The sequence below is a fragment of the Mesorhizobium sp. P2_F8 genome (genome assembly GCF_056403655.1).
This window is the reverse complement of sequence record NZ_JBFUFB010000006.1, coordinates 92506-104313: the sequence shown is the minus strand read 5'-3', so window position 1 is coordinate 104313 and position 11808 is coordinate 92506. Positions and strand designations below refer to the sequence as shown.

The 11808-nt window shown below is 62.1% G+C and carries 10 protein-coding genes and 1 pseudogene; 6 read left to right on the top strand and 5 right to left on the bottom strand.

What is annotated here, in order from left to right; all coding sequences use genetic code 11:
- Nucleotides 1-88: 88 nt before the first annotated feature.
- Nucleotides 89-1926 (bottom strand): annotated as a pseudogene (locus AC1DZP_RS16085) (PhoX family protein).
- Between the two features lie 122 nt (nucleotides 1927-2048).
- On the bottom strand, nucleotides 2049-2456 hold the full coding sequence (locus AC1DZP_RS16080; protein WP_477303701.1) for a hypothetical protein: 408 nt from the start codon (nucleotides 2454-2456) through the stop codon (nucleotides 2049-2051).
- 300 nt (nucleotides 2457-2756) lie between these two features.
- Here AC1DZP_RS16080 and urtA point away from each other — a divergent pair, with 300 nt between their 5' ends.
- The 6 genes from urtA to AC1DZP_RS16050 all read left to right on the top strand — a co-directional run bounded on the left by urtA (nucleotide 2757) and on the right by AC1DZP_RS16050 (nucleotide 9101).
- A complete protein-coding gene (gene urtA / locus AC1DZP_RS16075) occupies nucleotides 2757-4067 on the top strand; it encodes an urea ABC transporter substrate-binding protein (RefSeq protein ID WP_477303699.1) in 1311 nt (436 codons plus the stop codon).
- A 116-nt stretch (nucleotides 4068-4183) separates the two neighbouring features.
- Nucleotides 4184-5800 carry an urea ABC transporter permease subunit UrtB gene (gene urtB, locus AC1DZP_RS16070; protein WP_477304179.1) on the top strand — a complete coding sequence of 539 codons (1617 nt, stop codon included), beginning with the start codon at nucleotides 4184-4186 and terminating at the stop codon, nucleotides 5798-5800.
- On the top strand, nucleotides 5797-7029 hold the full coding sequence (gene urtC / locus AC1DZP_RS16065) for an urea ABC transporter permease subunit UrtC (protein ID WP_477303697.1): 1233 nt from the start codon (nucleotides 5797-5799) through the stop codon (nucleotides 7027-7029). The genes urtB and urtC overlap by 4 nt, the downstream gene beginning before the upstream one ends.
- 6 nt (nucleotides 7030-7035) lie before the next feature.
- Nucleotides 7036-7782 carry an urea ABC transporter ATP-binding protein UrtD gene (gene urtD, locus AC1DZP_RS16060; protein WP_477303695.1) on the top strand — a complete coding sequence of 249 codons (747 nt, stop codon included), beginning with the start codon at nucleotides 7036-7038 and terminating at the stop codon, nucleotides 7780-7782.
- Between the two features lie 69 nt (nucleotides 7783-7851).
- Nucleotides 7852-8547 carry an urea ABC transporter ATP-binding subunit UrtE gene (urtE, locus tag AC1DZP_RS16055; protein ID WP_352599218.1) on the top strand — a complete coding sequence of 232 codons (696 nt, stop codon included), beginning with the start codon at nucleotides 7852-7854 and terminating at the stop codon, nucleotides 8545-8547.
- Between the two features lie 377 nt (nucleotides 8548-8924).
- Nucleotides 8925-9101: a hypothetical protein gene (locus tag AC1DZP_RS16050; protein ID WP_111546440.1), complete on the top strand. Its 177-nt coding sequence runs from the start codon at nucleotides 8925-8927 to the stop codon at nucleotides 9099-9101.
- Nucleotides 9102-9176: 75 nt separating this feature from the next.
- Here the strand turns inward: AC1DZP_RS16050 and AC1DZP_RS16045 are convergent, their stop codons facing one another.
- The 3 genes from AC1DZP_RS16045 to AC1DZP_RS16035 all read right to left on the bottom strand — a co-directional run bounded on the left by AC1DZP_RS16045 (nucleotide 9177) and on the right by AC1DZP_RS16035 (nucleotide 11804).
- Nucleotides 9177-10325, bottom strand: a complete 1149-nt coding sequence (locus AC1DZP_RS16045) for a GGDEF domain-containing protein (protein ID WP_477303692.1) — start codon at nucleotides 10323-10325, stop codon at nucleotides 9177-9179.
- A 176-nt stretch (nucleotides 10326-10501) separates the two neighbouring features.
- The gene (locus AC1DZP_RS16040) at nucleotides 10502-11308 is read right to left on the bottom strand and encodes a DUF72 domain-containing protein (RefSeq protein WP_477303690.1); all 807 of its coding nucleotides are present in this window, start codon (nucleotides 11306-11308) and stop codon (nucleotides 10502-10504) included.
- A gap of 25 nt (nucleotides 11309-11333) precedes the next feature.
- Nucleotides 11334-11804 carry a GNAT family N-acetyltransferase gene (locus AC1DZP_RS16035; protein ID WP_477303688.1) on the bottom strand — a complete coding sequence of 157 codons (471 nt, stop codon included), beginning with the start codon at nucleotides 11802-11804 and terminating at the stop codon, nucleotides 11334-11336.
- Nucleotides 11805-11808: the final 4 nt, after the last annotated feature.

Here is an 11808-nt window from a genome sequence, read left to right as displayed (position 1 = left end):
AACCGGGGCGGTGCCAATTTCAGTGTCCTCCCGGGCCGCAAGGCGGAACGCGCAACGCGCGTTCCGCCTTTTTGTGTGACCAGACTGATTAGGCGCCGACCGGCTGCCCGTCCTTGCGGCGGATGGCGACCACGGACGGGCGGGGCAACTGGCCGTCCTTGAAGTCGGGCCACAGTGTCTGCACTTTGTCGAGCGTCTCGGCGTCCTCGGCCGGGTGCTGGACCGACAGGAACAAGGTCGTGCCGTCGGGGGTAAAGCAAGGGCCGGTCGCTTCGGCGCCATGCGGGCAAGTGAACAGCAGCTTCGGCAGGCCGCGCGCCGGGCCTTCGGTGTCGACGCCGTAGACGCCGTCCGGCAGGTCGAAATCATTGGCACCATCGGTCGCTACCCAGAGCCGGCCGGCCGGATCGAAGGTGATGTTGTCGGGGCAAACGAACCAGCCATTGTCCGATGTGTCCGGGTGGAAGGTGGCGCCGACCGCGGCGTCCTTCGGGTTGCCGCACAGCACGAACAGATCCCAGGCATATTTGTCGGCGGTATGGTCGGCGTCCACGCCGCGACCGCTTGGCGGGATCAGTTCGACGATGTGGCCCCAGAGGTTTTCCGGACGCGTGTTGGCCGGATTGACCTTCGACTGGTCGCGCTTCTTGTTCTTGGTCATCACCGCATAGACGCGGCCAGTCACCGGATTGGTCTCGATGTCCTCGGGGCGGTCCATCGGCGTGGCACCCAGCGCGTCCGCCGCCAGCCGTGTTTTCAGCAGCACTTCGGCCTGATCGGCAAAGCCGTTTTCAGCCGTAAGCTTGCCCTGGCCGTGAATCAGCGGCAGCCAGGTCATGGAGCCATCGGCGTCGTAGCGCGCAACCGGTACATGTATTCGAAATAATCGTCGTCGCCCATGTAGACGACGACGCGGCCGTCCTTGTTGAGGACAACCGTCGACGCCTCATGCGACATGCGGCCAAGCGCGGTGCGCTTCACCGGCTTGGACTGGGGATCATAGGGGTCGATCTCGACCACCCAGTCGAAACGGTTGGCCTCGTTCGGCTCCTTGTCGATGTTGAAGCGGTCGTGGAAGCGGCCGCGGCCATAGATGTCGGAACCGTCGAAGCCATAGCGGTCGAGCATGTCCGCGGTCGGTGCCTTCTTCGGATCGCCGCCGAACAGGTCGGAAACACCTTCCTCGCAGGTCAGCACGGTGCCCCACGGGGTGAAGCCGCCGCTGCAATTGTAGCTGGTGCCGAGCACTTTCGTGCCGGTGGCATCGGCCGAGGTCTGCATCAAGGCGTGGCCCGCAACCGGGCCGGAGACGATCATTTCGGTGTTGACGGTGATGCGGCGATTGAGCGGGCTGTCCTCGACCAGCGACCACTTGCCGTCCTTCAACAGCACTTCGACGATTGAGTGACCCATGGCGGCCATGCCGAGATCGACCTGTTCCTTGCTCATCGTCTTGCCGGCGTCATCCTCGGTCATGCCGGGAAACATGACATTGGGCGAGATGTATTCGTTGTTGACGCAGAGCAGGCCGTGGTCGGAATTGACGGTGCCTTTCGGCAGCGGCAGGAAGGCAATGTAGTCGCAATTGTAACCAAAGCGCTTCTCCTGCTCGTCAGCGGCGACCTTGTTTCCGTCGAAATCCGGCAGGCCGGCCACGAGCGGGTCGCCCCAGCGTGCCACGATCGTGGTCTCGTAACCCTCTGCGGCGGCGTGGGTCTTGTCGTAGACGCGCTTCAACTCGGGAAAGCCAAGTGTGGAAAGCGCCGCCGCGGCATGTGTTTCTCCGGCAAACAACGAACCGACGAAGCTGCCGCCGGCGATCAAAGCACCAGATGCGAGGCTGCCTTTCAGGAGAGTACGGCGCGAGACGCGCTCGGCTATGACGTCGCGAATGACAGGGGAGGATGAAGACGGGGAATTGGCCATTGTGTCTGCCTCTCAAGGTGGATGGTGACGGCGCACCGCTGCCTATCCAGTTTCGGCAACATCCAGATGACATGAGACACAAGGCAGGCCCGCCGAGGCGGCGGCGATTACCAGGGAATAATCTACTGACCGCTTCCTTTGGTGCAGGTCGAGGCGGTGAAGGCGCCGTCGGGCTGCCTCATGATGATGTCGAAGGAGGGTGCACTTTGGCCGTCGAGCGTGGCCTGGGTCAGCGACAGCGAGTTGCCGCCAGCCGTATAGCCGCCGAGCGGTCCCAGCCAGGAGATCACGCCGTTTGCATCCATCTGGTAATTGTAGCCCTGCTGGGCGGTCCCGAAGGTGACTGGGCCGCTGTAGACGTTGCCCTTGATGGTGATGTTACCGAGGTCGAGGAACATGCCAAGCAGGTACACTTCGCAGTGGTAGATGCCGTCGGGCATCTTACCGTCGCTGAAGTCGGCTCGGGCAGTGCCGGTCGCTGCCGCCAGAAGCAATATGCCGATAAAAATGCGTGAAATGCCGGATGCCATGACGTCGCTCGGTTGATGGGGCGAGCTTGCCCTACTTCTGCGCCGAGCCGCAACATCCGCCGGCGAAGTCCAAAAACTAGGCACATTGCCAATTTGGGCGAAAATTAGGCAGACACCTTGTGCGCTGCGCAAATTTCTCTCAATCAATTTTTAACCGATCCTCTTTGTTTTCATAAAACTAATATACCAAGCACCTGATAATGTTGAACTATCACCTATTATTCGGCATCTCCTGAGCGATTGGCACGGGGGTTGCATTGCATTGTTGCGGTGCAATCAACCAGCCTGGGAGTGTTAGGCATGAGGGGTAATTTCTCGACAATAACGAAAATGTTTTCGGCGAGCGTCGTTGCCGCCGGCCTGTTGATGTCCGCGCCTGCCAAGGCGGCCGACGACACGATCAAGGTCGGCATTCTCCATTCACTGTCGGGGACCATGGCGATCTCGGAGACGACGCTGAAGGACGCCATGCTCATGCTCATCGATGAGCAGAACGCCAAGGGTGGCCTGCTCGGCAAGAAGCTCGAAGCCGTGGTCGTCGATCCGGCCTCCAACTGGCCGCTGTTCGCCGAAAAGGCGCGCGAGCTGATCTCCAAGGACAAGGTCGCCGCGGTGTTCGGCTGCTGGACCTCGGTGTCGCGCAAATCAGTGCTGCCGGTGTTCAGCGAGCTCGACAACATCCTGTTCTATCCCGTCCAGTATGAGGGCGAGGAAAGCGAGCGCAACGTGTTCTACACAGGTGCGGCGCCGAACCAGCAGGCCATTCCGGCCGTCGACTATCTGATGAGCGAGGACGGCGGTTCGGTGAAGCGCTGGGTGCTCGAAGGTACCGATTACGTTTATCCGCGCACCACCAACAAGATCCTCGAGGCCTATCTGAAGGCCAAGGGCGTTGCTCCAGAAGACATCATGGTCAACTACACGCCGTTCGGCTTCTCCGACTGGCAGACCGAAGTTTCCGCGATCAAGAAATTCGGTTCGGCCGGCAAGAAGACCGCCGTCGTCTCGACGGTCAATGGCGACGCCAATGTGCCGTTCTACAAGGAACTCGGCAACCAAGGCATCAAGGCCGAGGATATTCCGGTCATGGCCTTCTCGGTCGGTGAAGAAGAGCTTGCCGGTCTCGACACGGCGCCGCTGGTTGGTCATCTCGCCGCCTGGAACTACTTTGAAAGCGTCGACACGCCCGAGAACAAGAAGTTCATCGCCGACTGGCACAAGTTCATCAAGAACGACAAGCGCACCACCAACGACCCGATGGAAGCCCATTACATCGGCTTCAACATGTGGGTGAAGGCGGTCGAGAAGGCCGGCACCACAGATCCAGACAAGGTCATCGACGCCATGATCGGCGTTTCGGTGCCCAACCTGACCGGCGGCTATTCGACCATGATGCCGAACCACCACATCACCAAGCCGGTGCTGATCGGTGAAATCCAGGCCGACGGCCAGTTCGAGACGGTTTCGCGCACGCCGGGCCTGGTGATGGGCGATGAATGGTCGGACTACCTGCCTGACTCCAAGGACCTGATCTCCGATTGGCGCGCGCCTCTGTCTTGCGGCAACTTCAACGTCGCCACCGGCAAGTGCGGCGGCAAGGGTACGAACTGATCCTCCCGGGCTGACCAGGTCTGGACCGCAGGTCCATGACCTCAGACCGCAGCGTCCGGATGGTTTCCTCCGCCGTCCGGACGCCCAATTCAACATTCAAGGGTCGCCTGAAGCCGATGAACCTGTTGCGCGCGATTGGCCTGACGCTTTTGTTCCTGCTGGCGACGCTGTCGTCGTCGGGTGCTGGCGAAGCCGATCTGCGTGGCATCATCGCCAAATTCGCGACGGCCAAGGGTTTTTCCGAGACAGGCGCTGTCGTCCACGACCTGGCGGCCACAGGTGATCCGGCTGTCGAACGACCGCTCGCGGCACTTGCCGACGGCAACCTCTACATCCGCAAGGCCGATTCACTGGTCTTCGTCGGCAAGGAAGCGGGCGACAGCGTCGAGCTGTTCGACCCGCTGAGCGGCGAGAAATCGGCGGATGCCGCCAAGGACGGCATCACCAAGATCAAGGTCAACAACACGCTGCGCCGCGTCATACGCGATGCGCTGGGCACGCTGACGCTCGGCGCCAAGGATCCGGCCGTGCGCATCGCCGCTGCCGACACCATGTTCAAGACACCCGATGCCGCAAACATCGGGCCGCTCGACACCGCGATCGCCAGCGAGACGGTGGCCAGCGTCAAGGCCCTGCTCGAACAGGCCCGTGCCGCCTCTGTCCTGGTTTCTGACCGGCCGGATGCCGACAAGCTCGCCGCCATCGCGCTGATCGGCGCACGGGGCGACCGTGATGCGGTTTCGCTGCTCACCTCGGTCGAGGAGAACGCCTCGGCTGCGGTCAAGGAGGCGACGACGGCCGCAATCGCCGACATCAATTCGACGCTGGCCTTCTGGGATGCCGGCCAGAACATCTGGTACGGGATTTCGCTGGGCTCGGTGCTGCTGCTGGCGGCAATCGGGCTTGCCATCACCTTCGGCGTCATGGGCGTCATCAACATGGCGCATGGCGAGATGGTCATGCTCGGCGCCTACACGACCTTTGTCGTCCAGCAGGTGATCCGCACATCCTTTCCCGACCTGTTCGACTGGTCGCTCGTCATCGCGCTGCCGCTCGCCTTCCTCGTCGCGGCGCTTGTCGGCTTGGCCATCGAACGTGGCGTTATCCGCTTTCTCTACGGGCGGCCGCTGGAGACACTGCTGGCGACATGGGGCGTGTCGCTGATCCTGCAGCAGGCCGTGCGCAGCATTTTCGGGCCGACCAACCAGGAAGTAGGCAATCCCTCCTGGATGTCGGGCTCGTTCAATGTCGGCCAGCTCGCGATCACCTGGAACCGCCTCTGGATCCTGGTTTTCGCGCTCTCCGTCTTTGCCGTGCTGCTCTATGTGATGAAGCGCACGCCCTGGGGGTTGCAGATGCGCGCCGTCACCGCCAACCGGCGCATGGCCGCCTCGATGGGCATCAGGACGCCATGGGTCGACGCGCTGACCTTCGCGCTGGGTTCCGGTATTGCCGGCATCGCCGGTGTTGCGCTCAGCCAGATCGACAATGTCTCGCCCAATCTCGGCCGAGGCTACATCATCGACAGTTTCATGGTCGTCGTCTTCGGCGGCGTCGGCAATCTGTGGGGCACGCTGGTCGGCGCCTTCTCGCTCGGCATCGTCAACAAGTTCCTCGAGCCCTATGCCGGCGCGGTGCTCGGCAAGATCGTCGTGCTGGTGCTGATCATCCTGTTCATCCAGAAGCGCCCGCGCGGCCTGTTCGCGCTCAAGGGCAGGGCGGTGGAAGCATGATCACCGGACGCTTCTTCGCCGCGGGGGCGGACCGCCGCATCGCGATCACGATTCTCATCCTGCTGGCGGTGGCCGTCATCGTGCCGCTGCTAAACCTGGCTGTGTCGCCGACCAGCGGCTTCTACGTGCCGTCCTACATTGTCGCGCTGACCGGCAAATATCTCTGCTATGCGCTGCTCGCTTTGGCGCTCGACCTTGTCTGGGGCTATTGCGGCATTCTCTCGCTCGGCCACGGTGCGTTCTTCGCGCTCGGCGGCTATGCGATGGGCATGTACCTGATGCGCCAGATCGGCGCGCGCGGCGTCTACGGCAACCCCATCCTGCCGGACTTCATGGTGTTCCTGAACTACAGGGAATTGCCCTGGTTCTGGACGGGTTTCGACCATTTTTGGTTCGCCGGGCTCATGGTGCTGGCGATACCTGGCCTGCTCGCCTTCGTCTTCGGCTGGTTCGCCTTCCGCAGCCGTGTCACCGGTGTCTACCTCTCCATCATCACCCAAGCGATGACCTATGCGCTGCTGCTCGCCTTCTTCCGCAACGACATGGGTTTCGGTGGCAACAACGGACTGACCGATTTCAAGGATATTCTCGGCTTCAACGTGCAGGCCGACGCGACGCGTTCGGCGCTGTTCGCGGCCAGCGCGGTGACGCTGGCGCTCGCCGTCTTCGTCACCTGGGCGATCGTCGGTTCCAAATATGGCAAGCTCCTGATGGCGGTGCGCGACGCCGAGAGCCGCACCCGCTTCCTCGGCTGGCGGGCGGAGAATGTGAAGCTGTTCGCCTTCACCGTCTCGGCGGTCATGGCCGGCATTGCCGGCGCGCTCTATGTGCCGCAAGTCGGCATCATCAATCCCGGCGAGTTCGAACCGTCCAATTCGATCGAGGTGGTGATCTGGGCGGCCGTCGGCGGGCGCGGCACCATTGTCGGGCCGATCATCGGCGCGCTGCTGGTCAATGCCGGCAAATCCTGGTTCACCGGCGTGTTGCCGGAATTCTGGCTGTTTGCGCTCGGCGGCCTGTTTGTCGCAGTCACGCTTTTGCTGCCCAAAGGCATCGTCGGCATGTGGGATTCCTGGCGCGGCAACGCCAAAGCGCTGCGGGCGGCCTCGCTGGCCGAGGAGGCCGGCATCGACCCCGTCGTCCCGCCGCCGCAGAAGATCGTTCGCAGCGCGGCGACAAGGCCTGGCGACTGGTCCTCATCCAGCCCCGAACCACAGCCGGCGGAGTGAGCGATCATGAGCAAGTCGCACACGATCCTCTATCTCGACGGCGTCTCGGTTTCCTTCGACGGCTTTCGCGCCATCAACAATTTGTCGCTGGTGCTCGACAAGGGCGAGATGCGCGCCATCATCGGCCCCAACGGGGCCGGCAAGACGACGATGATGGACATTGTCACCGGCAAGACGCGGCCCGACGAGGGCGAGGTTTTCTTCGACGGCCAGATCGATCTGACCCGGCATGATGAAGCCGAGATCGCCATGATGGGCATCGGCCGCAAATTCCAGAAGCCGACAGTCTTCGAAAGCCACACGATCGAGGAGAATCTGATGCTGGCGTTGAAGGGGCCGCGCTCGATCTTCCCGGCGCTGTTCCATCGCCGCTCGGCCGCCGAAGCGCGGCAGATCGACGACATTCTCGGCATTATCCGACTTGGTGACAAACGCGACCAACTGGCGGCAAATCTGAGCCATGGACAAAAGCAGTGGCTGGAGATCGGCATGCTGCTCGCGCAGGACCCGAAGCTGCTGCTGGTCGACGAGCCGGTCGCCGGCATGACCGATGCAGAGACGGAGGAAACCGCGCGGCTGCTCAAGGAGATCGCGAGCGACCATTCGGTCATCGTCGTCGAGCACGACATGCATTTCGTGCGCGAGCTGGGCGTCAAGGTCACCTGCCTGCACGAAGGCTCGGTGCTGTCCGAGGGCACGCTCGATTTCGTGTCTGCCGACGAGCGCGTCGTCGAAGTCTATCTGGGGAGATGAGTATGGTCTGGCGGGTTCAATTCCATCGCTTCGATCTGTCCTTCCTGCGGTTCTGGAGAAGGCGCTGACATGCTCGAAGTTTCCGATGCCACGCTGCACTACGGCGCTGCCCAGGCGCTGCGTGGCGTGTCGCTGAAGGCCGGCGCCGGCAAGATCACCTGCGTGCTCGGCCGCAACGGCGTCGGCAAGACCAGTTTGATGAGATCGATCGTCGGCCACCATCGGCTGACGAGCGGAAGCGTTGCCTTCGAGGGGAAGGCGCTCGACCGGAGCGCGGCGTATGACCGCGCCCGGTCGGGCATCGCATTCGTACCGCAGGGCAGGGAGATCTTTCCGCTGCTCACGGTGCGGGAGAACCTGGAATCGGGCTTTGCGCCGCTGAAGCGTGTCGACCGCAACGTGCCCGCCCATGTCTTCGAGTTGTTCCCGGTGCTGAAGCAGATGCTGGGTCGCCGTGGCGGCGACCTTTCCGGTGGCCAGCAGCAGCAGCTCGCCATCGGCAGGGCGCTGGTGATGCGGCCGAAGCTGCTTGTGCTCGACGAACCGACGGAAGGCATCCAGCCGTCGATCATCAAGGATATCGGCCGCGCCATCCGCTATCTGCGCGACCAGGCGGGCATCGCCGTGCTTTTGGTCGAACAATATCTCGATTTCTGCCGTGAGCTTGCCGACGAGGTCAACATCATGGACCGCGGCCTGATCGTCCACACCGGCCCGGCGGAAGATCTCGACAGGGCGGATGTCCGCAAGTTCCTGACCGTCTAAAGCGCGTCGCATCCAGGCGGATTCAAACGACGCGCTTTAGATCTGTGGTTTTGTCCATGTCGTTGTCCCAAAACCGCTGCGCACTTTTGGGCGACATGGACTAGAATCAGCAATGGACTTCAAGTGACGGTCCGAAGTCTTTCGCAAGTCCAATATTTCTTCGATCCAGTTATCCGTGTCTCTGGCGCGCCGGCGGCTGCGTGCTAGTCTTTTCTTGGCTTTTGTGAGTCGGCCGTTTCCGTATCAGTCTGGTGTTATCGCAGATCGAGGGGCGCGGCGAAGGCCGGGCAAGTTCCACGCAAGCATGCATTCCTAGCTTCCCTCCTGCGATCTGATTGTCGTTCAACGCGTTTGGGCACACAGGCTAAGGGACTGCCATGGAACGTTACGTCGAGGACTATCAGAAGCGGCGGTTAACCGAACGCGTCGATATCATCACCGCGATCAACATATTGAGGTCCCAGGGGTACGATCGCGACGAACTGATCGAGGAAATCACCAAGGTCTTCTATGTCGATCTCGATGCTTTCAACGAAATCGTCATGGCGGCATAGGGCTGGCTTCTCTCACGATCGACTTGCCGAAACAGGCAAGGCTGTCCCGACACGGTCGACATCTCAGGATCGCGGTTAACCCACGCGCCGGAGTGGCGAGGCGGTGACGCGGTTGCGGCCGCCGCGCTTGGCGGCGTAGAGCGCCTTGTCAGCGGCGCTGAGTACCTTGTCGAAACTGAGGCCCTCCTTGGTGCCGAAAGCAAATCCGGCACTGACCGTGCATGTCAGCGAACCCGTCTCGGTTTCGATGCGGCACGCGGCGAACGCGGACCGTATGGCTTCGGCCGTGGCCTCCGCCGTTTCGGGCAAGGTCCGCTTCAGCACCAGAGCGAATTCCTCGCCGCCCATGCGCGCGGCGACGTCGGTCGGGCGAAGATTGCCGGCGAGTTCCCTGGCGAACACCCTCAGCACCTCGTCGCCAGCGGCGTGACCGAATTCGTCGTTGATGGCCTTGAAGCCGTCGAGGTCGAACACAACCACAGCGGTGAAGGCGCCGACCGGGGCACTGCCATGCAGGTCGAACAGCGCGCGCCGGTTGAGCAGGCCCGTCAGCGGGTCGGTCAGGGCATTGTGGCGGTGATGCCTGGCCAGACGCCCTTGATTGAGCGCCAGCGACAGCGCGCCAATGCCGGTCATGCTGGCGATGACGATGATGAGGCTCAACTCCTCGGCCCAATTGCTTGGTGCATGCCCAAGGATCAGCTTTCCGTCCCAGGCGAGAACCATGGCGCAGAGGGCGAAGGACGTGGCCGTGGCCGAATAGAGCGCGGTGATGCCGATTGTCAGGGCAGGAGCTTCGTTGCGACCCTTCCAGTATTCGAGCGCCGTTGCGAACAGAAGCAAGGCAGCAAACATGTTCTCCAGCATGAAGCCGAGACCGTCATAGCCGAGAGCCATGGCAGGCAGCACGACGGCCAGCGAAATGCTGCCAACCACCGTTCGCGGGATCGGCGAGCCGCCGCTTCGGAACTGGTAGGCCGCGCCCAGCATGGCTGAAAAACCAAGCAGGAGCAGGGCAACGGTCGCGATGCCGAGCAGGCGCCCGGGCATGTCGATATAGGCGTCATAGGCAAAAATGTCTGCCACCACCAACAGCAGGCTGACCGCCCATGTCAGCAGGAATTTCTCCGAGCGAGCAGTCAACCACATACCAAACAGTGTCAGGCTCAGGCAGGTGGCGGAAAAACCAACAGCCAGCAGAAGTGAAGTGTAGTCGAGCGACATGCCCTCGTTCCTTGCCGGCGGCGATCCCAGCTCTGCGGCTTGGCCAGGCTGGATTCATGCAGCAAGGAGGTATCGATAAGGTTACGAATGTGCCGAAATTGCCTCGATTGGACGGCTTGCTGCGCCAAAAACGCATAGGAAAGGCGCTTGGCGTGAAAGTCCTTATGCCGATGTCCTTAGTCGGCCACCCGCTTCAACAGCGCCATGGCGCCGAACGGCGCGCGCACCTTGCCCTCGGTGATGAAGTAGACGAACACGTCGCGCGGTTTGACGGGTGCTTCGGTCGAGGGATCGGTGCGCGGCAGGTCGGCCGGCACCTTGCCTTCCGCCCAGGTCCTGGCGCGCGCGGCCCATTCATCCAGGCCTGCCGGCGTGTAGCAATCGGGATTGTCGTCGCTGCCGGTCTGCAGCCGGGCATAGATGAAATCGCCGGTGACGTCGGCGATGGCCGGATATTTAGCGTGGTCGGCATAGACGATCGCCGCCTTGTATTTGCGCACCAGCGCCGCGAATTCCGGCACCATGAAACTGTCGTTGCGCACCTCGACCGCGTGGCGCAGCCCAACGCCGTCCTGCTTTTCCGGGAGCAGCTTGAGGAAGGCTTCGAAATCGTCCGGGTCGAACTTTTTCGTCGGCGCGAACTGCCACAGGATCGGTCCGAGCTTTTCACCGAGCGCCGCCACGCCCGAACCGAGGAAGCGCATCATCGATTCACCGGCCTCGCCGAGCACGCGCCGGTTGGTGACGAAGCGGTTGCCCTTGAGCGAATAGACGAAACCGTCTGGCGCTTCGCTCGCCCATTTGACGAAGGTCGGTTCCTTGAAGCTGGAATAATAGGTGCCGTTGACCTCGATGCTCGACACCTGCCTGCTGGCAAATTGCAGTTGCTTGGCCTTGGAGAGCTTTTCGGGATAAAAGGACGTATCCCAGGGTTCGAACGTCCAGCCGCCCATGCCGGAGCGGATTGTTCCCGATTTGCTCATTGCCATCCTCCCGAATTCAGAAAAATCAGGCCGTCGTGATCTTGTCGACCGGCTTCGCCATGTCGACGAGCACCCATCCTGGCCGGTATGGATTGGGCCGGCGACCCGTTTCGTGGAAACCATAGGCCAGATAGAGCGCGATGTTCCGCTCCATTTTGGCGTTGGTGTAGAGCCGCACCTCGGGCAGGCCCCACGCCAGCGTCTGGTCGTCCGCGTGTTTGAGCAGGGCGATGCCAAAGCCCTTGCCCTGAAATCCTGGCGCGACGGCGACTGAGAAGATCATCGCGTGGTCGTCATGACGCTCCAAAGTGAGCAGACCGGCAAGTTCGCCGTCACGCTCCAGAAGCCAGACCTCGCCACGCGCGATACGCGGTGCATAATCCTCAGTGACGGGGATCGGTGGCGCGCCGAACAGCGCGGAATAGGGCGCGTAGGCGGCTTCCGTCAGCGAGACGACAGTTTCGAGATCACCGGGAAGCGCTCTTCGGATTGTCATTCAA

Coding starts and splice junctions, on each gene's coding strand:
- AC1DZP_RS16080 (WP_477303701.1), bottom strand. CDS start 2,456: ATGGCATCCGGCATTTCACGCATTTTTATCGGCATATTGCTTCTGGCG.
- urtA (WP_477303699.1), top strand. CDS start 2,757: ATGAGGGGTAATTTCTCGACAATAACGAAAATGTTTTCGGCGAGCGTC.
- urtB (WP_477304179.1), top strand. CDS start 4,184: ATGAACCTGTTGCGCGCGATTGGCCTGACGCTTTTGTTCCTGCTGGCG.
- urtC (WP_477303697.1), top strand. CDS start 5,797: ATGATCACCGGACGCTTCTTCGCCGCGGGGGCGGACCGCCGCATCGCG.
- urtD (WP_477303695.1), top strand. CDS start 7,036: ATGAGCAAGTCGCACACGATCCTCTATCTCGACGGCGTCTCGGTTTCC.
- urtE (WP_352599218.1), top strand. CDS start 7,852: ATGCTCGAAGTTTCCGATGCCACGCTGCACTACGGCGCTGCCCAGGCG.
- AC1DZP_RS16050 (WP_111546440.1), top strand. CDS start 8,925: ATGGAACGTTACGTCGAGGACTATCAGAAGCGGCGGTTAACCGAACGC.
- AC1DZP_RS16045 (WP_477303692.1), bottom strand. CDS start 10,325: ATGTCGCTCGACTACACTTCACTTCTGCTGGCTGTTGGTTTTTCCGCC.
- AC1DZP_RS16040 (WP_477303690.1), bottom strand. CDS start 11,308: ATGAGCAAATCGGGAACAATCCGCTCCGGCATGGGCGGCTGGACGTTC.
- AC1DZP_RS16035 (WP_477303688.1), bottom strand. CDS start 11,804: ATGACAATCCGAAGAGCGCTTCCCGGTGATCTCGAAACTGTCGTCTCG.